The 21,550-nt window shown below is 64.6% G+C and carries 30 protein-coding genes; 4 read left to right on the forward strand and 26 right to left on the reverse strand.

What is annotated here, in order from left to right; all coding sequences use genetic code 11:
• The 15 genes from SMCB_RS03390 to SMCB_RS03460 are packed head-to-tail and all read right to left on the reverse strand — an operon-like array spanning position 1 to position 10,361.
• Positions 1 to 402: a hypothetical protein gene (locus tag SMCB_RS03390; RefSeq protein WP_045535068.1), complete on the reverse strand. Its 402-nt coding sequence runs from the start codon at positions 400 to 402 to the stop codon at positions 1 to 3.
• Positions 402 to 1,154, reverse strand: a complete 753-nt coding sequence (locus SMCB_RS03395) for a phage tail tube protein (RefSeq protein WP_045535069.1) — start codon at positions 1,152 to 1,154, stop codon at positions 402 to 404. The genes SMCB_RS03390 and SMCB_RS03395 overlap by 1 nt, the downstream gene beginning before the upstream one ends.
• Positions 1,155 to 1,156: 2 nt before the next feature.
• Positions 1,157 to 1,372 carry a DUF7210 family protein gene (locus SMCB_RS03400; RefSeq protein WP_045535070.1) on the reverse strand — a complete coding sequence of 72 codons (216 nt, stop codon included), beginning with the start codon at positions 1,370 to 1,372 and terminating at the stop codon, positions 1,157 to 1,159.
• 7 nt (positions 1,373 to 1,379) lie between these two features.
• Complete coding sequence (locus tag SMCB_RS03405) at positions 1,380 to 1,805, reverse strand: hypothetical protein (protein WP_045535072.1); 426 nt, start codon at positions 1,803 to 1,805, stop codon at positions 1,380 to 1,382.
• A 10-nt stretch (positions 1,806 to 1,815) separates the two neighbouring features.
• The gene (locus SMCB_RS03410; RefSeq protein WP_045535074.1) at positions 1,816 to 2,094 is read right to left on the reverse strand and encodes a head-tail joining protein; all 279 of its coding nucleotides are present in this window, start codon (positions 2,092 to 2,094) and stop codon (positions 1,816 to 1,818) included.
• Entirely contained in the window at positions 2,094 to 3,116 is a 1,023-nt protein-coding gene (locus SMCB_RS03415) for a major capsid protein (RefSeq protein WP_045535076.1), read from the reverse strand. Before SMCB_RS03415 ends, SMCB_RS03410 begins: the two co-directional genes overlap by 1 nt.
• Before the next feature lie 51 nt (positions 3,117 to 3,167).
• A complete protein-coding gene (locus tag SMCB_RS03420) occupies positions 3,168 to 3,542 on the reverse strand; it encodes a head decoration protein (protein WP_045535078.1) in 375 nt (124 codons plus the stop codon).
• 3 nt (positions 3,543 to 3,545) lie between these two features.
• Positions 3,546 to 4,844, reverse strand: a complete 1,299-nt coding sequence (locus tag SMCB_RS03425) for a S49 family peptidase (protein ID WP_045535080.1) — start codon at positions 4,842 to 4,844, stop codon at positions 3,546 to 3,548.
• A 1-nt stretch (position 4,845) separates the two neighbouring features.
• Complete coding sequence (locus SMCB_RS03430) at positions 4,846 to 6,327, reverse strand: phage portal protein (RefSeq protein WP_045535081.1); 1,482 nt, start codon at positions 6,325 to 6,327, stop codon at positions 4,846 to 4,848.
• Between the two features lie 2 nt (positions 6,328 to 6,329).
• The gene (locus tag SMCB_RS03435) at positions 6,330 to 6,722 is read right to left on the reverse strand and encodes a D-Ala-D-Ala carboxypeptidase family metallohydrolase (RefSeq protein WP_082027203.1); all 393 of its coding nucleotides are present in this window, start codon (positions 6,720 to 6,722) and stop codon (positions 6,330 to 6,332) included.
• Between the two features lie 10 nt (positions 6,723 to 6,732).
• Positions 6,733 to 6,954, reverse strand: a complete 222-nt coding sequence (locus SMCB_RS03440) for a phage head-tail joining protein (RefSeq protein WP_045535083.1) — start codon at positions 6,952 to 6,954, stop codon at positions 6,733 to 6,735.
• The gene (locus SMCB_RS03445) at positions 6,954 to 7,346 is read right to left on the reverse strand and encodes a hypothetical protein (RefSeq protein ID WP_045535085.1); all 393 of its coding nucleotides are present in this window, start codon (positions 7,344 to 7,346) and stop codon (positions 6,954 to 6,956) included. Before SMCB_RS03445 ends, SMCB_RS03440 begins: the two co-directional genes overlap by 1 nt.
• Positions 7,346 to 7,837, reverse strand: coding sequence for a hypothetical protein (locus SMCB_RS03450; RefSeq protein WP_045535086.1), 492 nt, complete (start codon positions 7,835 to 7,837; stop codon positions 7,346 to 7,348). The genes SMCB_RS03445 and SMCB_RS03450 overlap by 1 nt, the downstream gene beginning before the upstream one ends.
• 17 nt (positions 7,838 to 7,854) lie before the next feature.
• Positions 7,855 to 9,825, reverse strand: coding sequence for a phage terminase large subunit family protein (locus SMCB_RS03455; protein ID WP_045535088.1), 1,971 nt, complete (start codon positions 9,823 to 9,825; stop codon positions 7,855 to 7,857).
• Positions 9,825 to 10,361, reverse strand: coding sequence for a hypothetical protein (locus SMCB_RS03460; RefSeq protein ID WP_045535090.1), 537 nt, complete (start codon positions 10,359 to 10,361; stop codon positions 9,825 to 9,827). Before SMCB_RS03460 ends, SMCB_RS03455 begins: the two co-directional genes overlap by 1 nt.
• Positions 10,362 to 10,490: 129 nt before the next feature.
• Here SMCB_RS03460 and SMCB_RS03465 point away from each other — a divergent pair, with 129 nt between their 5' ends.
• The 4 genes from SMCB_RS03465 to SMCB_RS03480 all read left to right on the forward strand — a co-directional run bounded on the left by SMCB_RS03465 (position 10,491) and on the right by SMCB_RS03480 (position 12,063).
• A complete protein-coding gene (locus SMCB_RS03465) occupies positions 10,491 to 10,697 on the forward strand; it encodes a DUF6900 domain-containing protein (RefSeq protein WP_045535092.1) in 207 nt (68 codons plus the stop codon).
• Between the two features lie 94 nt (positions 10,698 to 10,791).
• Positions 10,792 to 11,307 (forward strand): DUF3489 domain-containing protein, encoded by a 516-nt coding sequence (locus tag SMCB_RS03470; RefSeq protein ID WP_045535094.1) that lies wholly within the window; start codon positions 10,792 to 10,794, stop codon positions 11,305 to 11,307.
• Between the two features lie 91 nt (positions 11,308 to 11,398).
• Positions 11,399 to 11,599, forward strand: a complete 201-nt coding sequence (locus SMCB_RS03475; protein WP_045535096.1) for a hypothetical protein — start codon at positions 11,399 to 11,401, stop codon at positions 11,597 to 11,599.
• Positions 11,600 to 11,694: 95 nt separating this feature from the next.
• Entirely contained in the window at positions 11,695 to 12,063 is a 369-nt protein-coding gene (locus SMCB_RS03480; protein WP_045535097.1) for a hypothetical protein, read from the forward strand.
• Here the strand turns inward: SMCB_RS03480 and SMCB_RS03485 are convergent.
• The 11 genes from SMCB_RS03485 to SMCB_RS03535 all read right to left on the reverse strand — a co-directional run bounded on the left by SMCB_RS03485 (position 12,027) and on the right by SMCB_RS03535 (position 21,547).
• Positions 12,027 to 13,292 carry a site-specific DNA-methyltransferase gene (locus SMCB_RS03485; protein WP_045535098.1) on the reverse strand — a complete coding sequence of 422 codons (1,266 nt, stop codon included), beginning with the start codon at positions 13,290 to 13,292 and terminating at the stop codon, positions 12,027 to 12,029. The two genes, SMCB_RS03480 and SMCB_RS03485, sit on opposite strands and share 37 nt — an antisense overlap.
• Positions 13,289 to 14,692 carry a site-specific DNA-methyltransferase gene (locus tag SMCB_RS03490; RefSeq protein WP_045537541.1) on the reverse strand — a complete coding sequence of 468 codons (1,404 nt, stop codon included), beginning with the start codon at positions 14,690 to 14,692 and terminating at the stop codon, positions 13,289 to 13,291. The genes SMCB_RS03485 and SMCB_RS03490 overlap by 4 nt, the downstream gene beginning before the upstream one ends.
• Before the next feature lie 381 nt (positions 14,693 to 15,073).
• Positions 15,074 to 15,490 (reverse strand): DUF6362 family protein, encoded by a 417-nt coding sequence (locus tag SMCB_RS03495; protein ID WP_045535100.1) that lies wholly within the window; start codon positions 15,488 to 15,490, stop codon positions 15,074 to 15,076.
• Positions 15,483 to 15,692 carry a hypothetical protein gene (locus SMCB_RS03500; protein WP_045535102.1) on the reverse strand — a complete coding sequence of 70 codons (210 nt, stop codon included), beginning with the start codon at positions 15,690 to 15,692 and terminating at the stop codon, positions 15,483 to 15,485. The genes SMCB_RS03495 and SMCB_RS03500 overlap by 8 nt, the downstream gene beginning before the upstream one ends.
• A 1-nt stretch (position 15,693) precedes the next feature.
• Complete coding sequence (locus SMCB_RS03505) at positions 15,694 to 16,158, reverse strand: crossover junction endodeoxyribonuclease RuvC (RefSeq protein ID WP_045535104.1); 465 nt, start codon at positions 16,156 to 16,158, stop codon at positions 15,694 to 15,696.
• 130 nt (positions 16,159 to 16,288) lie between these two features.
• Entirely contained in the window at positions 16,289 to 18,574 is a 2,286-nt protein-coding gene (locus SMCB_RS03510; protein ID WP_045535106.1) for a phage/plasmid primase, P4 family, read from the reverse strand.
• Positions 18,571 to 18,825 (reverse strand): hypothetical protein, encoded by a 255-nt coding sequence (locus SMCB_RS03515; protein WP_045535108.1) that lies wholly within the window; start codon positions 18,823 to 18,825, stop codon positions 18,571 to 18,573. Before SMCB_RS03515 ends, SMCB_RS03510 begins: the two co-directional genes overlap by 4 nt.
• Positions 18,822 to 19,559, reverse strand: coding sequence for a PD-(D/E)XK nuclease family protein (locus tag SMCB_RS03520; protein ID WP_045535109.1), 738 nt, complete (start codon positions 19,557 to 19,559; stop codon positions 18,822 to 18,824). The genes SMCB_RS03515 and SMCB_RS03520 overlap by 4 nt, the downstream gene beginning before the upstream one ends.
• Complete coding sequence (locus SMCB_RS03525; protein ID WP_045535111.1) at positions 19,556 to 20,056, reverse strand: DUF6511 domain-containing protein; 501 nt, start codon at positions 20,054 to 20,056, stop codon at positions 19,556 to 19,558. Before SMCB_RS03525 ends, SMCB_RS03520 begins: the two co-directional genes overlap by 4 nt.
• On the reverse strand, positions 20,053 to 20,907 hold the full coding sequence (locus SMCB_RS03530) for a P63C domain-containing protein (protein ID WP_045535113.1): 855 nt from the start codon (positions 20,905 to 20,907) through the stop codon (positions 20,053 to 20,055). Before SMCB_RS03530 ends, SMCB_RS03525 begins: the two co-directional genes overlap by 4 nt.
• 10 nt (positions 20,908 to 20,917) lie before the next feature.
• The gene (locus SMCB_RS03535; RefSeq protein WP_045535114.1) at positions 20,918 to 21,547 is read right to left on the reverse strand and encodes a hypothetical protein; all 630 of its coding nucleotides are present in this window, start codon (positions 21,545 to 21,547) and stop codon (positions 20,918 to 20,920) included.
• Positions 21,548 to 21,550 lie beyond the last annotated feature (3 nt).

Raw genomic sequence — 21,550 nt, forward strand, 5'->3', positions numbered from 1 at the left:
TCAGGCGGGCGACGGCGGCGTCCCATCCGATTTCGTCAGCAAGCGCAGCGTCGGGGCGAGTCGCTGCGCCGCGCCTTGAATCGCCGGATTGATCCGCGCCACAAAAAAATCCGCGTTCACCTCGAACACGGCGGCGGCCAGTTGCACGGCATCCTCCAGCGACAGATCGTTGATCCAGGCACGCTCGCGCCGCGTGGTGATGGCCAGCAGGTCGAGCACGGCATCGCCGTGCCGCCCCAGCAGCGCCATCCAGTCCGGATCACTGCTGATCTCCTCGGCCAGCGGGCGCACCACGGCCAGCAGCCGTGGCAATTCGCCCAGCCGGATCGGCGTCAGCTCCAGCGCGATGCCGGACAGCGTCACGACCACCGGTGCAGACGGGAAGGTTTTGAAGCCGTCCATCACAGCAGCACCAGACGGCCAAATTGACCGAGATCACCACCGACCGGCTTGGTCATATCGGCCAGCACCTGGCCCGACAACTCGAACTTCAGCAGCTCGTCGGTGATGACGGAGAGTTCCTTGGCCGGGTTGATGGCCACGCGATAGAGGTCGATCACCACGGCGCGGTTTCCGTCGGCGGTGTTGAGCCCCTCGAAGCGAATCCAGCGCTCGGGCAATGGCTGGGTGAACATCGCCGTGCTCTGCGCCGTGCCATGGGCGTAGTCGACGGTGAAGGGCGCGGTGTACGGGCCGCCGGTTGTGACATCGAGCAGCACCAGCGAACCGTGCTGGGCATTGACGTTGTACTGGCTGGCCGGGAGCGTCAAGGGCGGGGTGGACGAGTCCCGAATCTGCACAGCGGACACGTTTTGCCTGGTCAGCAGGTTCAGGCTGCCCGGCGTGACAGGGTTGGGCAGCCGCTCGCCGGTCACGGTGCCGGGAGTGGCCGTGGTCGTGCTGCCGTACAGCGCCAGTTCAAGGTTGACCGCGATCAGCTCTTCCAGCGTGCAGGCAAACTCGCCTTTCTTGGTCTTGATGAGCTGCAAGTCGGTCAGGCGCTGGCCCGACTGAGACTCTTGGTGTTCGAGTGTCTCCACCGACAGCGACACCTTCAGCTCGGGCACGTTGCCGACGAAGGTCAGTCCTGCCGGGTTGCCGTTGATGTCGCGTGCGCCGATGTAGACGCGGCCTTGTCCAGAAAAATAAGCCATGGTCAATCTCCTTTGGGTTGGGTGGTGCCGGACGCAGCGTCGCGGCGGGCGGGTTTGGAATCAGGGGCGGGTGTGACTGGCGCAGTGGCGGCCTTGGCCACGTCCAGATCGATCAGCCAGCGGGCGCTGTCATCGGGCAGATCGATGCGCGCACCCACGGCGAGGCGCTTGCCTGCGTGGGTGTGGGGCTTCAGCAGTTCGATTGAGCGGGTTTGCATAAGGGGTTCATCCTGTTTGGGTAAGGTCAATGGCGTGGGTGCGGTAGCGGATTTGGTATCGGGCGGGCAGCGCAACGGCCCCGGCGTCGGCGTCGTCAACATCCCATTCGCAGTCGATCTCGCGCACCGCGATGGCGAGACCACCCAGATTCGGGTCGGCCAGCAAGGCTGCGTGAGCAGCCACCAGCACCCGGTCGGCAACGTCGAAGGCATCCGCGCCGCGTGCCACCACAGCCAGACGTACTCCCAGCAGCCGGTCGACGAGGTGGTTGACGTGGGCGGCGATGCTGTCGCCATCAACAAACAGCAGCAGCGCCGGGCTGGCTTCGCGGGTGACCGGCACGGCGGGCATGCGCAGCACCGAAATAGGTGCAATGGCGGATGACAGGCGCGCGACGATCTCCCGCAAGACGCGCTCGCGGACGGAGTTCATGGCGGATTCCTCAGAGGTGGGAGAGCGAGGCGCGACGCTCGGTGCCGTCGCCGATGGCGCGCACGTCGCGCACCTGATAGGTGTTGCCTGCCACCTCCACCGTGTCCCCGGCAGTCAATGTCAGCCAGGACGCCGGGTAGTCGATCTGGTAGTCCCTTGAGAGTGCGAAACCATCGAGCACGGTTTCGTCCGGGGCACGGAAGGCGCAGTGCACCGTGTTGCCTGCCGCCGTGACGACGGTGAGCAGCCCGGCATTGCGTGCGGCTTCGTACAGCGTCGTGACATCCATCAGGCAGAGGTCAGCTTGATCAGCACGCCCGGGCGGTGGCACATCGGCAGCGGGTTCGATTGCGTGTGCAGATCGGTGCCGCGCTCGAACTTGCGCGGCTCCTGCTTGGCGTACAGCGGCTGACCGATGGTGTTCACGGTTTCGTTGAAGTCCGCTGGCGCGAAGTAGGTGGCGAAGGTGTCCACCGTGCCGACCGGGAAGGCATGGGCTTCCCCTGCGGCAATGAAGCGGCGCGTGCCCAGCGTGCCGTCGGCCTGCACAAAGGACGCCTGGCCCCGGTACTCCTCGAAGGTGATGCCGCTGTAGCTGAAGCCAGATCGCATGTCGTTGATCAGCACCGCGCCCTGTTGCCAGTTCTGGTAGGCGGTCTTGACCTCCTTGTGGGTGGTCAGTGCCCGGAAAAACTCGGTCGAGCACAGCACATGCACGCCGCTCGAGAACTCGCCCGTGAGCCCATCTTCCATGAGCCCCAGCAGCTCCAGGCAGGCGCTCTTGAGTTGCCCGTTGTCGGCCGCCGTCGAAAACTCGAAGGGCACCGATTGCGCGGTGATGTCGAACTCGTCGAACAAATCGACCAGATCGCTACCATCCGCATCGAGGATCTTGCCCTTGAGCGCGCCCATGCGCAGATGCTCCAGGGTGATCGCGTGCTTGTTGCGCATCGTCTCCAGATGACGGGCCATCACACCGCCAATGGCTTCCATCTCGGTTTCCGAGCCGAAGGCACGCAGGCCTTGCACCTCCTCGGGCAGCACCACATCGTCATGCGGGATGTGCGGGATCACGAAGGAGCGCAGCTTGCGTTTACCGCGCTCCCCTACGGTGCCGGGCGAACCGGGTGCGCGGGTGGGCAGCAGGTTCAGGCGACCGGCGTACTCCTCGACGATGATCTGCCGGGTGCGCACCGGCTTGGCCGGGAACAGGTTGAGTTGCTCCAGCCGACCATAGCGGTTGGGCAGGAGGTTGAGGGCTACCGTCAGGCTGGCCATCGAGAAGCCGGGGGTTTCAAACGGATTGAGCATTTGGGTCTCCAGAAATGACTGAACGTGTTCAATGAGCCACCAGCGGCGGGTTTAGGCGCTGTCGCGGACGAGGATTCCGCGCGCCGCCAGTTGCAGGGTGGCAGCTTGTTGTGCAAGACCGATGCGGGCTGGCCAGACCAAGGCGGCGCGCGCGACGATGGCGTGGCGCGCGATCAGGATCGCGTCCTCGCGGTCGATGAGCGTCGCATCGACGTCATTGCCGAGCACGCCAACGGCGATTTCCGTGCCGTCCGTGGCGCTCGGCTCGAGGGCCTTGAGCTTGGCCGTGGCCGTTTCGCGGCCCACCACGGTGCCCAGCGCCAGGTTCTGCGCCGCAGCAACCGTGTCCTGGTCGCGCGAGTAGAGATTCGGCGCTTCGTACTTCAGCAGGTCGCCGAGATTTTTGGGTTGAGTGATTTCGGGCATGGCTTACTCCTTGATGGCGTTGAGTTTTTTGACTGCGGCAACGACTGGGCTGTTTTCCGGGCGCTGGGTGGTGCCTGTATCGGCGGTGATGCGCGAGGCGATCTCGGTCTGGTCTGCTCGGGCATCGAGCAAGGTGCGGCGCACCTGCGCTTCTGAAAAACCAGCAGCCAAGAACTCCGTCGTGCGGTGCGGCTGGCGCGCAATCAGACACAGCTCTGCAATGGCCTGTGCTTGGCTGCGTCCGCTCGCGAAGGACTGCGCCAGCGCAGCATCATGGATGGCAGGCTGCGGCTGATCGTCCTGCATGGTCGGATCGCTCGGTTTGTCGTCGCGGTCGTCGTGGTCGTTGGGTTCTTTCATGGCGTTCTCCGGGTTAAAAGTTTGGGTTGAGGGCTGGACTGAGATATGCCGCGCAGACAGTCTGCGCGGCGAGGCGCGGGCCAGACCCGGCTGCGCCAGCCGACGCTGGGCACCCAGTGCATCGGCAAATTCGGTCATCACCTGTTCGAGCGGCATCACCGCATCGGCCAGGCCTTGGGCCACGGCCTGCTGGCCGTAAAACACGCCCGCATTGCTGGCGCGCACGGCATCAGGCCCGAGGCCGCGCATCTGCCCGACCTGATTCACGAAGATGTCGTAGAGCCGATCCACCTCGGTCTGCAACGCCGTGGTGGCCTGCGGGCTGAGGGGCTCGTGCGGCGAGAAATCGTTCTTGTGGCTGCCCGCGAAGACGGCGGTGTAGCTCAGGCCGTCCTTGGCGTCCCGCACCGACTGATCGACGTGCAGCGCGATCACGCCAATCGACCCGACACCTGCGGTTTGCGACAGCGTCAGGCGCTGGCAGGCGGCCGCGATGGCATAGGCAGCCGAATACGCGGCGTCGTTGGCGTGCGCCCAGATCGGCTTGATGGCGCTGGCAGCGCGGATGCGATCAGCCAGCTCGAACACGCCCGATGCTTCGCCGCCGGGCGAGTCCAGATCGAGCAGGATGCCAGCCACCTGCGGGTCGGCCAATGCGGCATCCATGCGCGCATCGATCTCGCTGTAGGACATCAGGCCGGAGGCGGCGTCGATGCCCATCGAGCGCTTGACCAGCGTGCCGACCACCGGGATGACAGCAATGGGTGACTGGGCAGCAGGACTGGCTGGGTGGCTCTGCCGTGCAGCCAGTATCGGAGCGGCCATGCCCAGATCGGGCAAGCCGATGCGCGACCCCAACACCGAAAGAATGACCTCGAGTTTGGGGCGCGCAATGAGGAGCGGTGTCCCAACGAGCCGGGACGCCAGATGAACGAGGGGCATGTCAGTGGTCCTGGTCTTGCTGCACCACCACCGTGGCGGCTTCCTGGGTGGGGGCTTTGTCGTGGCGCGGGTCGGAATCGAACACCAGGCCGAGTTCGTCGGCACGTTGGTTGTCGGCGGCGATCTCGCGGTCGATGTCCTCGGCGTCGTAGCCGAAGCCTGAGATGGCTTCCGAGCGAGACAGCAGCCCGGCCCGGATGGCGGTCAGCATCGCCTCAAATTCTTTCTTGGGATCGACCCACTGCCAGCCCTGCGGCACCCACTTGGCCGCGAGGTACTCGCGCTTCTTGTTGCTGAACTGCGGCAGCGCCAGCGCACCCTCCAGTACGGCCTGCTCCATCCAGGCACGCCAGATCGGGCGACACATCTGGTGGACGATCACGCCATGCTGAATGGCCCCGCAGCGGCGGCGAAACTCCAGCAACCCGGCCCGGATCGACGAATAGTTCACCTGCGTCAGGTCGCCGGTCAGCATCTCGTAGGTGATGCCCATCGCAGCAGCGACGGCCCGAAACTGCATGCGCAGGAATTCGGCGTAGCTCGCGCCGACGTCGGCCGGCGCGCTGAATTTCACGTCCTCGCCCGGCTCCAGAATCTGCATCGTGCCCGGCTCCAGCCCGGCCATGGCCGCGCCATGGGCGTCCGGCAGCCCTTCGCCCATCAGGTTGTCCTCGGGCGACAAGCGCGTGATGAAGCCTGCGAACATCGCGGCGGTCTTCTTGCGCACCAGTTCTGCGTCGTCGTATTGATCCAGCTCGTTGAGCTTGACCAGCGCCCGGGCCAGCCACGGTTCGCCCCGGATCTGGCCGGGGCGCAGCGGGCGAAACAGGTGGATGATTTCGGCGGCTGGCACGCGCACCGTGTCGATGCCGCCCGTGCCTGACATCGGCGACAGCGAACCATCGCCAGGGTGCGAGGTGTGCAGGTGGTAGGCCACACGTCGCCCGAGCCGGTCGAATTCAATGCCGGCGCGGACCACATTTCCCGATGCCAGCTCCTGGTTCAGCGTGGCTGGCAGGTGCTCGGGTTCGAGCACCTGCAGTTGCAGGCCGACCTGTAGGCCATCCTCCGGGCGGCGGTAGCGCAGCCGCACCAGACATTCCCCGCCTTCGACCATGGCGCGACAGGCCAGCGCCTGCAGGCCGTAAAAATCGGTCAGACCGGCGGCGTCGGCCTGCTCGCACCAGTCCCACCACAGGCTGTGGATGGCTTCTCGCAGGGGCTGGTCGGCCAGCATGCTCTGCGGCTTGATGCCGGTGCCGATGGCGTTGGCAACGAAGGCCTCTACACCCGCCGCCGCCCAGGCGTTGCGCCGCACCAGGTCGCGGCTCTTGGCGCGCAGCTCGTTCTGGGTGAACGCCAGTGCCGCCACCGCGCCGGGGTTGCCGACCTGCCACGCCATCGCGCGTCGACCGCCTCCAGTGCCGTCGTAGAGCGGTGTGGCACCGAACAGCCCCCGTCGAATTTTGGACAACCAGCTCATTGTCAGTAGCTCCAGATCGTGGGGCGGGGCTGTTGTGCTTGTGCCGACAGGTCATCGAGGTGGATGAAGCGACCTGAGCCCTTTTGTTGCACACCAATGCCGGTGAACCCGTGCTGGACCGCCAGTGCAATGAGTTGCAAGGCCTCCGCGCCGCGCACACTCACATCGACGGCGCGACCGCTGGCGTGCGATCCAGGCTGCGACTTGATGGCTTCCAGGGGATGCGTCGGATCGCGATAGCCGCTGCTGATCAGCATCGGACGCGCGAAGGCGCTGCGCAGCGCTTGCAATCGGTCCATGAAGTCCGCGTCCATGCGAACGCGCCCGGTATGCCGACACGCAAATTCTTGCGGCTGAAAATTGGGATAGCGCCGCCAATCCAGTGCTCTGTTCATCGGTTGGTCCTCATGTGGCTTTGCGGGTGGCGACCCGGATCTGACGCGGCGCACCGGGCCACAAGCCGGTAGCCACCGCCTGCTCAAAGAGGTCGCGCTTGACCACCTCGATGGCGGCCATGAGCTCATCGACGCTGCGGTACTCGACGGTCTTGTCGCCGAAGCTCACGCGCCGCTCACCTTTGGCCAAGGCTGCCTTCAGGGCGTCGAGGTGTGCTTGTGTGTAGGTCATCAGATATGCACCGTGAGGTTGATTTCGGTTGAATCAGAAAACGTCGCCGCTGTCGTCGCGCAGCTGATGTCGACGAACTGGGCGGTCTTCTGGTCAGTGATGGAGCGCACGATGGCAATGCGCTGCGTGCCGCTGTCGGTGCTGCTGCGGGCAAGCGCCGTCCAGCAGTAGTGGGCGTTGGGCATGGCGGTGGCGAAGCTCACGCGGTAGCGGCCAGCGGCCGTCCGGGTCACGCTGGCCACGTTGTGCGAGGCGCGCACGACGATCTGCGTGCCGACATAGCCGAAGCACACCCACGCCCGGGCCAAGCCAGGGTGGGTGGCGTCGATCTTGGTCTTGACCTCGAGCCCGACACGACTGGCCAGCGCACTGATGCGCGACGCGAGGCTCATCAGACCAACGCACCCACAAAGACCGCGACGAAGTCGGTGTCGGTGTTGCCGACATCACTGGCCGCGACCGCACCGATGTTGCTGCGCGCCTGCAGTTGTTCGGCAACGGTCAGCGACTGCGCGCCATCGAAGCGCACGCGGTTGTTGACGGCGGCGAGCAACGCATCCAGACCCGTGGTGCCGCTCTGCAGCAGTTGCTGGATTTCGACCAGCGTGTCATAGGCGGCATCGGCACCGCCCAAGATCTCGGTCTTGAGCGCATCGAGCAGCGAGACGATCCTGCTCGACGAGTAGGTGCTGGTGGTCGTGACCTGCGCATCGTCGATCACCGCCGACGACACGACAGTCGCCTTGAGTTCGTTGATGGCAGCGACCAGATTCGACTTGTCGGTGGTGGTGAGGCGGGACAGGTTGCCTGCCTTGGCGCGGACGTCGTTGAACTCCTGCGCGACGCGGATGACCAGGCTTTCGATACGGGTGGAAAGACTCATGTTTTCTCCTTTAGGGGTCAGGACAGCCAGCGGCTTTTGATGACGCGCCGACCTGATTGACGAGACCCGGAAACAGCGAGGCCACCGCGTTGGGTGGCCTCGTCGTTGTGCGGGATGAGATCGGAATCGGGTGGTGCCGCGATCCCGAGTTGTCGCTCCAATTCACGCCAGTGGCGTTCCTCGAAGCGATCCAGACCCGCCGCCGATGCGGCCGCGCGGGCGTAGACGTAGCAGTCGAGCGCTTCATTGCGCTCGCGCATCTTTTGCCACTCCCGGATGGCAAAGCCGTTGCGGTCGCGGCGGGTGATCAGTTGCTCTGCGCAGAGTTGCTGGATGAACTCCGCGTCGATCTTGGGCAAATGGACAAACCCGGCCGGGAACACCGTGGTCAAGCCGTCCTCGCCAACATCGGCGCTCTTGCGCAGGTTGTTGTAGAACTCCAGCTTGGCGATGCTGACCGCCACCGTGTACACCTTGATGCCACGGCGCAGCTTCTTGCCACCCTGCGAGACATCGATGGCGGTCGGCGTGCCGATCAAGGCTGCACCACGCGGAACCCCCTTGACCGCCATCACGCGCGGATCGCGGCAGGCCCGCACAAAGGCGTAGGCCTCCTGCGTGGCATACCCGGTATCCAGGGCAAAGCGGGCCAGCGGCATCGCAGCGCCCGAGGCGTGTGTCCAGTTCTCAGCCAGCATTTCAGCGAGGTGCTTCCAAACCGCGTCGCGGGCGCCTCCTTCCAAAGGACGGCCCATCAGCACGCGGTGCTCGATGAGCCACGATTCCTTGCCGCGCCCAAAGGCCCAGACCGAGGCCTCGATGCGATCCTTCTGGACGTCGGCCGCGCCCACCAGCAGCAGTCCTCCCCGTGGCACGCCGCCGATGTGGTAGTCCTCGCGGCGCTCGACCAGCCGTTGCCAGTCCGGTGCTTCGCCTTCTTCGACCCAGGTTTCACCCAGTTCGGTGTTCTTGAAGGTCTTGATGGCGGCGGCCGATCCCGACTCTTTGCTGACGGCGGCCTCCCACGCTGCGGCGATGTCACGCCACGAACGCCAGCCCACCGGGCTGTACAGCGACGACAGGTGAAAGCCCGCCGTCTTGCCAGGGCCATCCGTGATCATCGCGCGCCACTCGCCGTGCTCGAGCATCCAGGTCTTGTGGTATTCGGCAATCGCGCTGTCACACGACTCGCAGATGTAGGCCGCCGTGTCCGGTTGCCCCTTTTCCCAGCGCAACTGCTCGAAGCGCAGCCACTGGCGGTGCGAGCAATGTGGGCACGGCACGAAGTAGCGGCGCTGGTCGCTGGCTTCGTACTCGCGCTCGATGGCGCTCGCGCCTGAGATCGTCGGCGTCGAGACGATGAAAATCTTCCGGCGGGCGAAGGTGCGGGTGCGCGCCTCGGCCAGCGAGATCGCATCGCCTTCGCCCTCGACGTCCAGCGGATAGCCATCCACTTCGTCCAGGAACAGATACCGCACCGGCATCGAGCGCAAGCCCACCGCGCTGTTCGCACCCGTCATCACCAGCACGCCGCCCCGGAACTCTTTGGCCAGGATGGTGTTGCCTGAATCGCGCGAGCGCGCCGGTGCAATCAATTCGGCCAGTGCCGGCGATTCCTCAATCAGCGGATCGATGCGCTGCTTGGAGTTGCGCTTGGCCATCTCCACCGTAGGTGACACGGCCATCATCGGGCCGGGCGCGTGGTGGATCACGTAGCCGATCCAGTTGTTGCCCATCTCGGTCGCGCCGAGCTGGGCGGCCTTCATGAACACCACGCGCTCGACCGGTGAGGTCGGCGACAGGCAGTCCATGATCGCCTTCAGATACGGCGTGCGGCTGGTACGCCATCGCCCCGGTTCGGCGGATGCCTTGTTGGAGAGCATCCGGTGCCGATCCGACCATTCGGACACGGTGAGCAGCGGGTCGGGCGTCAAGCCTTCACGCCACGCGCGTTCGATCTCGGCAGCGCCTTCGTAGTCCATGGCCATCAATCCACCCTTGGGCGCATCTCGCCCAGTTCCTGCAGGTGCTCGCGCACCGCCGCCTCCAAGGCGATGTGCAGCGTGTGCGGATCGACGCCAAGCTTGGCCGCCATCTGCGCCGAGATGCGCGCGGGCCAGTTGAGCCACGCATCGCGTTCGGAGCGCGCCAGCTTAAAAACGTGGGCGATGGCCTGCGGCCGATCTACCAGTTCGCCTTTGAGACGGGCCAGGCGCACCTTGTTGGTTTGCGCCTTGACCACTTCGTTGACCGTGCGCGCTTGGAGCAAGGACGTGCCGCCTGCTGGCAATGCGGCAGGCCCGTCACCGGTGGTGCCGCTGGACTCCGGCACGGAAACCTTGACCGCGCGGGTGGCCGTGCCATTGCGCGGCGCATCGGAATTGCGCGCCCATTCGCGGTCGACGCGCGCGGCATCAATCGTTCCGTCTGCCTCCGGCGTGATCCGCCCCGCAGCGATGGCCTTGCGCACCGCCGCGTCGGACACCCCGCGGTGGCGTGCGTAGGCACGAATCGAAATACCCATATTTCCCCTTCGGGGCACCTGCAATCATTTGTTCGCTCATTGGCCAAATTTGCCAGCGAATTGAGCTTGGCTTTCATCGGGAACAGCGCGTTCATACGTTCGTCATCAACACCATGAAAGGACACGGACATGAGCCAGATCGAAACCATCCTCACCCTAATCGCGCAGAAGCACCTTGGCATCGAGACGCTGGAAACCCGCAGATCCGACAGCCTCGACTTCCACGACACGGCGGTCTGGCGCCTCAAGGACGCACTGGAAGCCGCCTTCAAGGCAGGCGTCGAACTTGGCGCATCGATGCCGAGTGCGACGGAGTCGGAAATTGGCAAGGACTGATCGGAAGGCCAGCAAGCCAAGCACAAAGCGCTTGGCTTCAGTCCCGAACAGCGCGTTCATCACATCGTCATCAACCACCGCAACGGAGCAGATCATGACCACCACCCAACTGACCCCAGCCCAGCACGCGATCCTGGCCTACGCCCTCGAACACACCAGCGGCAAGATCGACTGGTTCCCAGACAACATCAAAGGCGGTGCCCGCAAGAAGGTGCTCGACGCGCTCTTCAACCGCGCATTGATCACCCGTGACAGCACCGACTGGTTCGTCGCTGCCGAGGGTTACGACGCGATGGGGCGCGCCCGGCCTGCGCCTGCGCCCGTGGTCGCCGACCCCGAGATCGAGGCCACCGTCGCGGCCGCAGAGGCCTCGTGGGCCTTGGCCCGCGCGCAGGCCAAACCCCGCACCCGCGACAACAGCAAGCAGGCCGAAGTGATCCGAATGCTGCAACGCCCGGAGGGCGCAACCATTGGCCAGATCTGCCTGGCCACCGGCTGGCAGCCGCACACGGTACGCGGCACCTTCGCCGGGGCCTTCAAGAAAAAACTTGGCCTGACCATCGTCTCGGACAAGCCGCAGGGTGGCGAGCGGGTCTACCGCAGCGCCTAAAAAATGTTGCGAGAGAGGCCGGAAATAGCTTGGCTTCTTTCGCCACCAGCGCGTTCATACAGGCGTCGCAACGATCACACTGGAAAACGCCATGAACACCCCGCAGTCCACCACCGAAATCAACTACGACAAGTTCATCGCCGAACTGACTGAGCTCACCCGCAAGTACGGGGTTGCCATTCAGTCGGTTGGCGGCGTGATCCTGGCCGACACGCAGGGCGAATTCAGCAAGGTCAGTTACCGGGCCGACATCAGCAGCGGCGACCTCTACCCGGAGTTTCCGGAGGACTGAGCAGAAAGATCGAGCAGGAGGCCAAGCGGCGCTTGGCTTCCTGCTTGAACAGCGCGTTACTACAGGTGTCGCAACGATCAACCCAGGAGCCCGAGATGAACACCAACCAACCGATCCCCGCCACCCAGAACGATGCCTGGGGGTTTTGGGGCACGATGAACGAACACGCCAGCACCGCCTGGACCCTGGCAATGACCACCGTCTCCGACGCCACCGGCCAGACCCTCGAATCGGTACGGATCTTCCTCGACAGCCGCCACGGACGCCACTTTGCCGACGATGTGCAGAACGGGCTGTGCCAGGGCCAGACCCTTGCGGACGCGATCAACTCCGCCACCCAGCAGTGGCTGGGCTGGAAGATCGGACGCCAGACCAGCAAGGACTACGGCATCCCGCGCGGCCTGCCTTACCTGACTGGCTTTGTGATTCACTGCGAAGTCACCGACGAAGCACTCTCCACCTGATCATCGAACACCACCCCATCCGACTCGCGGGTGGCCTGCTGGCCGGTCCAGTCCTGCCAGCGGCGCACGATCACGTCCACATACTTCGGATCGAGTTCGATCAGCCGCGCCACACGTCCGGATTTCTCGGCTGCGATCAGCGTCGTGCCGGAACCACCAAACGGGTCGAGTACCACGTTGCCGGGGCGGCTCGAATTGCGGATCGCCCGCTCGACCAACTCCACCGGCTTCATCGTCGGGTGCAGATCGTTCTTCTGCTGCCTCTTGATGTTCCACACGTCGCCCTGATCGCGGTCACCGCACCATTGGCGCGTCGCGCCCTCGCGCCATCCGTAGAGGATCGGCTCGTACTGGCGCTGGTAGTCGGAGCGGCCCAGCGTGAAAGTGTTCTTGGCCCAGATCACGAAGGTCGACCACTTGCCACCGGCGGCGCGAAAGGCTGCCTGCAGCACATCGAGTTCACTGGACGACATCGCCACATAGATGCCACCCTGGCAATGCGCGACAGTCGGCGTCAGCGCTGCCAGCAGGAAGTCGTAGAAGCCATCGCCCAAGTTGTCATTGAGGATCGCCCGATCTTTACCGCGCATCTTGTCCTTGGCGCTGTTGGCGTAGTTCACGTTGTACGGCGGGTCGGTGAAGACCATATCCGCCACGTCGCCTTGCATCAGCCGGGCATAGCTCTCGGCCACGGTCGAGTCGCCGCATAACAGCCGGTGCTGGCCCATGATCCAGACATCGCCCGGGCGCGAGATCGGAATCTCGCCAACCTCTGGCACCGCATCCTCATCGGTCTGGCCTTCGTTGTCCGGCTCCTCGCCCGCGATCAGTTCGGCCAGCGCGTCGGCGTCAAAGCCGGTGATGTCCAGATCGAAACCTTCCAGCTGCAAGGACTCCAGCTCGATGCGCAACATCGCCTCATCCCAGCCAGCGTTCTCCGCGATGCGGTTGTCTGCGATGACCAAGGCGCGGCGCTGGGTCGGGCTCAGGTGATCGAGTACGACCACTGGCACGATCTCCAGCCCGAGTTTCTGCGCGGCGGCCAAGCGTCCATGCCCGGCGACGATGATGCCGTCACTGCCTGCGAGGATCGGATTGGTGAAGCCAAACTCGGCAATCGATGCGGCGATCTGCGCCACCTGAGCATCGCTATGTGTTCTGGCATTTCTTGCGTATGGCAGCAGCTTGGCCGTGGCCCACTGTTCGATCTTGTCGGCCAGCCAATTCATGTCACCCCCTCTGTTTCACGCTCGGCGGCGACCTCGTCCAAGGACTGACCGGTGGCAAGCAAGGTGACCGGCACATCCGGATGGTTCTGCTGAAAACGTTTGATGGCGACGTCGACATACTCCGGCGCGATCTCCACGCCGCGGCAGATGCGACCGGTGCGCTGCGCGGCCAACATCGTAGTACCACTACCGCCGAAGGGCTCGAACACGATGTCACTGGCATCGGTGTAGGCCTCGATGACGAACCCCGGCAGCGCGACCGGGAACACGGCCGGGTGGTCGATGTCCTGACCGATCTTGCCCTTGTGCCGCATCACCCGGATCACCGAGTCGGGAATCCGCTTGTCCTGCGTGGGCTGGCCTGCGTGCGTCCAGCCGCCAACCTCGCCATCCTTGCCGCGCATCGCTGTCGACGAGCCATCGGCGCGCAGATGCGAATCCTGTCCCGCGTGCTTGCAGGGCACGATCTTGTTGGGCTTGCGGCTCTGCCGATTGAAGTGGAAAACGAACTCGAAGCTCGGCGCGAAGCGACCGGCCCAGTCCCCCGGCATCCCCGGCCCCTGATCCCAGACGTACCACGCGAAGCGCCGCCAACCCTGCGTGCGCATCCAGCCAAGCCAGGCATCCCAATACGGGATGACTTCGTTGTCGCGGTGGATCAATCCGAGGTTGACCAGCACCTGTCCGTCGTCGGCCATCGGCACGTTGCCGAACACGCCGCGCATCAGGCCATCCCAATCCTTGACACCGCCGCTGGTGTAGTCGCGCTGGTTGCCATAGGGCGGCGAGGTGAAGCACAAGCGCGCCGAGTCGCCTTGCATCAGCGTGGCGATCACGGTTGGGTCGGTGGCGTCGCCGCAGATCAGCCGGTGCTGACCCAAGGTCCACACATCGCCAGAGCGAGACACCGGGATTATCGGGGTGTCGGGTACGTCGTCGGCAGCATCGGGCTCGTCGGCGTCCTGCTCCTGGTCACCATCACTATCACCGAGGTCGTCGGCCAGCAAGGCTTCGATCTCGGCATCCTCGAAACCAGTAAGTGCGAGGTCGAACCCTGCTTCTGACAACTCGGCCAGTTCCAGCGCCAGCATCGCGTCGTCCCATCCGGCATCCAGCGCGAGGCGGTTGTCGGAGATCACGTAGGCACGCCTTTGCGTCGGCGACAGATGCGCCAGTTCAATCACCGGCACCTCGGTCAGGCCCAACTTGCGCGCGGCAGCGAGCCGACCGTGGCCAGCAATGATGCCGTTGTCGCCATCCACCAGTACCGGATTTGTCCAACCGTACTCGACGATGCTGGCGGCGATCTTGGCCACCTGCTCGTCGTTGTGCGTTCTCGGATTCCGTGCGTAGGGGATCAGCGCCTCGACCTTGCGGTACTCGACGTTGAGCATATTCAGTTCGTGTCTCTCAAAAAGAAGCGGCCCGGACGGGTAAGGAGGGAACCCCGTCGCGGGCCGCGAGCGGCGCTGCTGCGTGAAACAAAAAACCCGCCGACGGAAAACCGTGGGCGGGTTTTTGGGTTGGTGCGAACTGGCTGGGTGCGAACTGCGAACCGTGCGAACCTTGGTTCGCACCCTGACGCTAAAAAAGCGTCGCGCTGTCGCCCCCCGCATGGGATTTTGGCCAGGAAGGACCCATTGATTTCTGGGCTGCTCCCTCTGCCGTAACCGCTGTTCAGAAGATAGAGGAATACTACGCTCTAACCGGTGGTTTTGTTGCACGCCTGGGCAGACACGAAAAGGACAAACAAGGCAAAGCGAGGACAAACATGGTTGGCATTACCCTAAATTGCCCACGTTTTTGGAAGGCAGTCGAACGCCTTCGCTGTTGAGGTTCGTGGCCACGACCTCCATTGCCCGCTGCCAACGCCGCCACGCCGTCGTGCGGTCGCAGGCAAAGCGGATCGTGATATCCCTCCAGCCGTAGCGTTTGGCCCGCATCCACACAAGGTGGCGCTGCTCGACCTCGAGCCACTGCACCCAGCGCATCGCCTCCAGCATCCGGTCGATGGCCTCGGGGCTTGGTGGGAAGGGCCGGTACACCTTCTCGTCAGCAGCAAAGGCTTCCCAATCCTTGCGAACGAAGGCAGGCCAGCAGTTGAAGTAGCCCTGCACACGCACAGGGGGAAGGCGTCGTCCAGTGGTGGCGGCATCTTCGAAGCGTGCAGCCACGTCGTCGATAGTCCACTCAGCCATGACGTGCCCCTCCCAGCCCGTACAGACGTTCGCCAATGCGTCGCACGATCTCGCGCTCGATGAAGTCCAGGCGCTCGTCGGACGCGTTGACCACCAGGATGTGCTGGTCACGCCAGCCGTTGCGCTTCATCGCATCCAGATCCGTGGTGTCTGGTTGCAGCCGACCCAAGGGGCAGCGGTATTGAGGTGTTGAAACCTTCATGTCACACCTCCTGCGTCTCGATAGCCCAGTGCAGCAGCGCCAGGGCATCGGCTTCGTTGTCGTCGCAAGGGGCGTGACCACGCAACTGGACGGAGGCGATCATCTCGTCCTTGCCTGCATTGCCCTTGCCGGTGGCGTGCTTCTTGATCGTGCCGACCGGAACGCCCTGGTACGGGATCTTGTGGTGCTCGCACCACGCGGTGAGCGTGGCGAGAAACCCACCGTAGGCGTGGGCGGCGTCGGTCGAAACGTGGCGGCGCACTTCCTCGAAGTGCAGGCAGTCGATGCCGTCGCAGGATTGCTTGATCTCGGCGAGCCAGCGTTTGAATCGCAGGAAGCGCATTCCGCCGCCTTCGAAGCGCTGCGGCCGGAAGCTCTCGGAGCCGCTGGTGATGTGGCCGTCGTTGCCGCGCAATGCCCATCCGGTGGTGGTGCCCAGATCGAGAGCGAGGATGGTGGTGGTCATGGTGTCAGTCCTTGTTTTTGCTGGCCTGACGGATCGGACGGATTCAATCGAAACCTTCTATTGGGCGCACACGCACGCACACGTATAGGAGTTACGACGCAGTCCGTCCGATCCGTCAGACGCGGAGGGTTCAGTTATCGGCATAAGAGGTGTAAGCAGGCGCGGGTGGGTACTTGAGGCCAACGCCCTGAAAGCCACGCAGCCCCATGCCGTTGCGCCACTTCTCCAGACCACGAGTGATGAGCAGATCGGCAAAGCGCTTTTGCGAGCCCGTGAATTCCCCTGCGGACTCGGCCCATTGCTTCCAGTCGTTGAACAGTTCGGCGGTCAGCGACTTGGCGTTTGGCTCGCGCACGCAGCGCTCCTCGAGCCAGCGGCCTAGCGCGTCCTCGCCCTCGAAGTACTCCTCGGTAGCATCAACGACCTGCTGGGGCGGTGCGAGCTTGCCCAGACGCTGCCAGTCGAGGCATCCCTGAACTGCCCACGCAAGGATGCCGTCACGCTCGGCCAAGAGCTTCTGCTGTAGGTGCTTGTCGCGACGCTCGGGCGGCACAGTGATCGTGAAGGGGATCAGGTGCAGTCGCCGCTTCATCGCCTCGTCCACGTTGCGAATCGACGGCTTGTGATTGCCCGCCACGAACAACTTGAACTGCGGGAAGAACTCGAAGAAGTCCTGGCGCATGAAGCGCGCAGCGATCTTGTCGCCACCGGTGAGGTTCTTGACCTTGGACTCGGCCCAGCGACGACCCTGCTCGGTTTCGATGGCCGCCACGAAGCGTGCGCCGCGCAAGCCTGCCATGTCGGTCGGATGCCGGTCTGTGCGCGTCTCCATGAAGGAGTCCATCGGCGCGTTGGTGGCGTAGTCACCAAGGATGGTGGCCAGCGTGTTGACGAACACCGACTTGCCATTCGCGCCCGTGCCGTACAGGAAGAACAGTGCGTGCTCCTGCGTCGATCCGGTCAACGCATAGCCCACCATCCGTTGCAGGTAGGTCTGCATCTCCTGGTCGCAGCCCGTCACCTCGGACAGAAACTGCTTCCACGTAGGACAGTCACCGAAGGGGGTGGCCGTCGTGATCTTGGTCATCCGGTCACCGCGGTCGTTCGCACGCTTGCGACCTGTCTTGAGATCGACCACGCCCCCGGGTGTGTTGAGCAGCCACGGGTCGGCGTCCCACTCGTCGGTCGTGGCCGCGTGTCGGCGATCAGCTCGGGCCAGCCGCTCCACGCCACCGACCGTGCCGGAGCTGGCGAGTTTGGCCGCGATCTTGGGGTTGTTGGCGTTGACGGCCGCGTGGCGACAGACGCTGCGGATCAAATCGGTCGCAGCCAGCGTGTCCTCGGTGCGCCAGCGGTGGCCGTCCCACACCAGCCAGCGCCCCCACGTCGCCACATATCGCCAGTCGCGGTGGAAGCGCCGGGTGAAGGCCAGGGCCAGCGCATCTTCCGTACCCCACACCGACTCATCGCCGCTGACCACCGACTCGGCATCGTCAGTAACATCGTGCATCTGCAAACGCGGGCCATGGGCTAAAAGGGCCGCGAAATCATATCCCTCGGCGATGGCGTCAGCCGCATCCCAGCCCTCGGCAGCATCCTCGGGCGGGTACAGGATGTGGCAGGACTTCGCGCCCGCAGACAAGATCGCCTGCGCCGCCAGCGTGGCGTAGGCCCAGCCCGGCTTGTCGCGGTCGGGCCAGATGAGCACGGCTTTGCCAGCCAAAGGCAACCAGTCGGTTTTATCGACCGGCGCGTTGGCGCCGTGCATCGCCGTGGTGGCCACGACGCCCGCGTCGATCAGTGCCTGCGCGCATTTCTCGCCCTCGACCAACACCACCTGGGCGGCGCTGGTCATTCCCGGCTGGTTGTAGAGCGGGCGCGTCTCGGGCGGGGCCATCTTGCGCCGCTTCACATCCCAGGGTCGGAACTCTTTCTTGCGTCCGAGCGGGTCGTAGCGGTAAACCACTGCGATCAGCTGCCCCGTCGCGTCCAGGTAATCCCACTTGGCTGTGGCTGGGCCCAGATCGTCGACCGGAGCCTCCTTCTTGCTGGATTTGCGCACAGGCTTTGCCCGAGCGCGGCCCAAAAGGTCTGCAGCAGCGTCGAGCACGCGCGGGAAATCGCCGTGAACGTCGATGCCGAAGTGCCCGCCAATGAGGGCGTAGACGTCGCCCCCGGTGTTGTCGGCGCGATCCGTCCACAGCCCGGCTTTCTCGCCAGCGAGCACCACCTCGAGGCTGTCGCCCGGGCTGCCCAGGATGTCGCCAATCAGAAACTTGCCACGGCGTTTCTTGCCAGCCGGGAACAGCGTACCCAGCACCGATTCCAGGCGTGCGATCAGTTCGACGCGCAGTTCTTCGCGGTCGGCATCACGCTTGGACTCAGGTGGTGACGTGGTGCCGTTGAAGTTGATCATTCGGCTCCCTCGACAGGTGCGTCCGCGTCCTGAGCATCACGGCCCTGGACGGCGGTGCTGCGCGTGGCCCACGCAGAGAGCTCGGACAGCCGGTAGCGCACCAGACCGCCCATCAGGTAGTGCGGAATCCGGTACTTGGTGCGCATCGCGTGGTCGGCGAACCAGTAGTACGGCAGGCGCAGCGCGGCGGCCGCCTGCTTGGCATCGATCATCGGCTCGATGCCGGTGGCCGGGGTGTTGTTGTCGGTCATGCTTGTGTTCTCCAGCAGCGGCCTTGCCAAGAGCAGAACTTGCACTCGAAGTGGGTCGGGTCATTGAAGGCGCGCGGCAGGAGATCTCCCGCTTCGGTCGCCGTGATGACCTTCACCGCCCGATCCGACATGCGCTGGGCCAGCGCTGCGTCAAAGGGCACGGCCTCCGTGTAGACCTCCATCGTGTCTGCGTTGAGCGCCGTGAAGATCGCCGGGTGTTCGTGCAGTTCGAGATAGGCTTGGTAGATCGCCACTTGCGCCGCGTAGACGGGCTTGGAGATGGCCAGCCCCTTTTTCTCCAGGTCACTCCAGGACTTGTTGCCCAGGCATTTGCATTCCCAAAGCGCCGGATAGGCAAAGCCCTCGGGACCCGCGACGATGACGCCGTCGATGTGACCCCGCAGACGACCGTCGGCCACTGAGAAGCCAAACTGCTCGCCATCGGCCCTGCGGGTACGCAGGTCGAAACCGGCGTCGCGCAGCCACGCGACCATGCAGTTCTCCATGACGTGCCCGCGCTCGAAGATGCGCAGCATCCGGCCCGGGGTGTCCCGCCCATGATCGACCGGTGCCTTGGCGTACTCAAACTGCAGCGCACGCTCGCAGGCAGCGCCCAACCGCGAGGCACCAAGGTACTGGCGCTCGGACTGCTGGGCTCGGGCGCGCTGCATCCCTGCGTCGACCAGCGCAGTGATCTGGCCCGAGATGCTCGAAGTGGAGTTGAAGTCCATCATGGCTTCTTCCCCTTCGGTTCTTCCCAGGGCAGGTCGTCTTCCATATCCGCGAACGGATGGGCTGAACTCGGCGTCATGGGATCGGGCGTCGGCGTCATGCCGCGCACGGGCGGGTACTTGCTCGCCTCGTGGTGCTCAACCATCGCATCGGTGTAGCAAGTGACGATGGCGTCGATCACCTGCAGCGCCTCGGCTTCGGAGTAGTTGCCCAGCGGCTTGGTGAAGCCGATCTCGCCTGCCGCCTCGCCAAAGGACTTGAGGCACTTGCGCATCGCGGCCAGCTCGATATCAGAGGGATCGATCATGGCGACCCCCTTGATGTCGCTGCGACCATCCTTGGCGCGCAGCCAGTTGCCGTACATCGCGTGGAACGCGGTCTGGCAGCGCTGCGAGCAGAACACCCAGTCGATGGGGTAGCGCCGGGGATCGCCGACACCATGCCGGTTGTCGGTGTGACCGAATCCCCGGGCCTGTCGTTTGCAGACCCAGCATTTCACGCCACCTCCTCAAAGTCTTCGGCGAGCAGCGCCAACTGCAGCGAGCCGCCAGCGAAGGCCGCTTCGCAACGGCGGTCGAAGTCGCGGTAGCAGGTCGAGCTGCGCGCAATGGCGGTCACCGCGTGAATCTGCGTTTCCAGACGGGCGAGGCCCTGATCGGACAGCCACTGGTGGTGCTTCTGAGAGATGCCCTTGCGAGCGCGGATCTCGTCGATCAGCGTGGCGGGCAGCACCGGCCCATAGACCCAGCGCTGCGTGATCTGGCCGACAACGTGGGGCGGGTTCTGGTCGTGGCCCTGGTACTTCCAGCCGAACAGCCGGTAGAGGGCGCGGTAGTAGTCTGGGTGGAAGCGACGCTCCCAAGAGGAGCACGACTGGCGCAGCAGCTTGGAGATCAGTTCCTGCAGAGCGTCTGGCGCGCGGTGGTACTGGTAGCCCGTCGCCTCGTCGATCAGCGCGACCTCGCCGGTGGTGGCCAGCGCGCGCATGATCTTCATGCAGTTGGGCACGATGCCCTGGCGGGCCTTGTGCAGCGTGCCGTTGATGGCGGCGCTGACCACCGCCGACGCGACGTCGGCAATGATCCCTGCCGGGAAGAACTGTGCCTGTCGTCCCGATGGCAACAGAATCGGCTCACGAGTTTTCTCCAATGTCGACAAGGAGTTAGGCGCGAAATCAGCCAGGAACCGGGCAAATCGGCCACCCTTGTGTGTCTCGTGGAAGCCGAGCAGCTTGGCCAGTTGGCGACGGACATAGCCACGCTCGCCGCCCTTGAGGACAACGGCCTCGCATTGCAGATCGCCGAAACGCACGACGCCGTAGTGGCTGGCAGTGAGTACGGTTGCGTTCATGGCCGCCTCCTCACTGAGCCCAGGACGGTTTGCCCGTCACTGGCGTGCGTTGCGGGGTGGGCGCAGCGTAGGCAGGAGCCACTTGCGCCGGAGCGCCAGAGTTGCCACCGCCCGGACTGCCCTTCGGCGGCACGCCCTTCAACTTGGCGTAGTCGGGATGGTCGGGCTCGACCGCCAGCTTGACCACGTTGCGGTCTTGGCCCTTGGCGTCCTTCTCGATGTCGACGCGAGCCAGGAACTCCAGGCCGTCCAGTTCGGCAAAGCCATTGATGCGGCGCGCGGCGGCCGCCTGCGGACTGTTGTCCTGCGGGTGGACGTTGCGCGCGCTGTTGAGCGCGGCGCGGATGAAGCTGCGCCCCATCTGGCCCCAGGTCGGGCCCTTCTTGGAGTGCAGGCCGACGTTGCTCCACATCTTGCGCTTGGCATGGTCGCCAGCGGTGACCACGAACTCGGCTGCAAGGTAGATGGAACCGGTCTCGAACGACTCGGTGGCGTAGCCGCCGCCCCAGCCTTGTTCCAGGTCGTCATAGCCACCCGGCTTGATGGTCATGCGCACCGGCACGACGGTGCCCTTGGGGATCAGATCGAAGCCGGATTGCTGCGGATCGGCATCTTGGAAGTTGAAATAGTTGGACGTCATGGC

The organism is Serpentinimonas maccroryi, from assembly GCF_000828915.1.
Lineage (GTDB): Bacteria > Pseudomonadota > Gammaproteobacteria > Burkholderiales > Burkholderiaceae_C > Serpentinimonas > Serpentinimonas maccroryi.

Excerpts from the sequence above, each read along its gene's own strand:
- SMCB_RS03445 (WP_045535085.1), bottom strand. The coding sequence starts at position 7,346 with ATGAGCCTCGCGTCGCGCATCAGTGCGCTGGCCAGTCGTGTCGGGCTC.
- SMCB_RS03395 (WP_045535069.1), bottom strand. The coding sequence starts at position 1,154 with ATGGCTTATTTTTCTGGACAAGGCCGCGTCTACATCGGCGCACGCGAC.
- SMCB_RS03475 (WP_045535096.1), top strand. The coding sequence starts at position 11,399 with ATGAACACCCCGCAGTCCACCACCGAAATCAACTACGACAAGTTCATC.
- SMCB_RS03510 (WP_045535106.1), bottom strand. The coding sequence starts at position 18,574 with ATGATCAACTTCAACGGCACCACGTCACCACCTGAGTCCAAGCGTGAT.
- SMCB_RS03450 (WP_045535086.1), bottom strand. The coding sequence starts at position 7,837 with ATGAGTCTTTCCACCCGTATCGAAAGCCTGGTCATCCGCGTCGCGCAG.
- SMCB_RS03505 (WP_045535104.1), bottom strand. The coding sequence starts at position 16,158 with ATGACCACCACCATCCTCGCTCTCGATCTGGGCACCACCACCGGATGG.
- SMCB_RS03480 (WP_045535097.1), top strand. The coding sequence starts at position 11,695 with ATGAACACCAACCAACCGATCCCCGCCACCCAGAACGATGCCTGGGGG.
- SMCB_RS03470 (WP_045535094.1), top strand. The coding sequence starts at position 10,792 with ATGACCACCACCCAACTGACCCCAGCCCAGCACGCGATCCTGGCCTAC.
- SMCB_RS03520 (WP_045535109.1), bottom strand. The coding sequence starts at position 19,559 with ATGATGGACTTCAACTCCACTTCGAGCATCTCGGGCCAGATCACTGCG.
- SMCB_RS03530 (WP_045535113.1), bottom strand. The coding sequence starts at position 20,907 with ATGAACGCAACCGTACTCACTGCCAGCCACTACGGCGTCGTGCGTTTC.
- SMCB_RS03460 (WP_045535090.1), bottom strand. The coding sequence starts at position 10,361 with ATGGGTATTTCGATTCGTGCCTACGCACGCCACCGCGGGGTGTCCGAC.
- SMCB_RS03440 (WP_045535083.1), bottom strand. The coding sequence starts at position 6,954 with ATGACCTACACACAAGCACACCTCGACGCCCTGAAGGCAGCCTTGGCC.
- SMCB_RS03420 (WP_045535078.1), bottom strand. The coding sequence starts at position 3,542 with ATGCCCGAAATCACTCAACCCAAAAATCTCGGCGACCTGCTGAAGTAC.
- SMCB_RS03435 (WP_082027203.1), bottom strand. The coding sequence starts at position 6,722 with ATGAACAGAGCACTGGATTGGCGGCGCTATCCCAATTTTCAGCCGCAA.
- SMCB_RS03390 (WP_045535068.1), bottom strand. The coding sequence starts at position 402 with ATGGACGGCTTCAAAACCTTCCCGTCTGCACCGGTGGTCGTGACGCTG.
- SMCB_RS03485 (WP_045535098.1), bottom strand. The coding sequence starts at position 13,292 with ATGAATTGGCTGGCCGACAAGATCGAACAGTGGGCCACGGCCAAGCTG.
- SMCB_RS03515 (WP_045535108.1), bottom strand. The coding sequence starts at position 18,825 with ATGACCGACAACAACACCCCGGCCACCGGCATCGAGCCGATGATCGAT.
- SMCB_RS03415 (WP_045535076.1), bottom strand. The coding sequence starts at position 3,116 with ATGCTCAATCCGTTTGAAACCCCCGGCTTCTCGATGGCCAGCCTGACG.
- SMCB_RS03465 (WP_045535092.1), top strand. The coding sequence starts at position 10,491 with ATGAGCCAGATCGAAACCATCCTCACCCTAATCGCGCAGAAGCACCTT.
- SMCB_RS03430 (WP_045535081.1), bottom strand. The coding sequence starts at position 6,327 with ATGAGCTGGTTGTCCAAAATTCGACGGGGGCTGTTCGGTGCCACACCG.
- SMCB_RS03500 (WP_045535102.1), bottom strand. The coding sequence starts at position 15,692 with ATGAAGGTTTCAACACCTCAATACCGCTGCCCCTTGGGTCGGCTGCAA.
- SMCB_RS03425 (WP_045535080.1), bottom strand. The coding sequence starts at position 4,844 with ATGCCCCTCGTTCATCTGGCGTCCCGGCTCGTTGGGACACCGCTCCTC.
- SMCB_RS03455 (WP_045535088.1), bottom strand. The coding sequence starts at position 9,825 with ATGGCCATGGACTACGAAGGCGCTGCCGAGATCGAACGCGCGTGGCGT.
- SMCB_RS03535 (WP_045535114.1), bottom strand. The coding sequence starts at position 21,547 with ATGACGTCCAACTATTTCAACTTCCAAGATGCCGATCCGCAGCAATCC.
- SMCB_RS03400 (WP_045535070.1), bottom strand. The coding sequence starts at position 1,372 with ATGCAAACCCGCTCAATCGAACTGCTGAAGCCCCACACCCACGCAGGC.
- SMCB_RS03495 (WP_045535100.1), bottom strand. The coding sequence starts at position 15,490 with ATGGCTGAGTGGACTATCGACGACGTGGCTGCACGCTTCGAAGATGCC.
- SMCB_RS03405 (WP_045535072.1), bottom strand. The coding sequence starts at position 1,805 with ATGAACTCCGTCCGCGAGCGCGTCTTGCGGGAGATCGTCGCGCGCCTG.
- SMCB_RS03410 (WP_045535074.1), bottom strand. The coding sequence starts at position 2,094 with ATGGATGTCACGACGCTGTACGAAGCCGCACGCAATGCCGGGCTGCTC.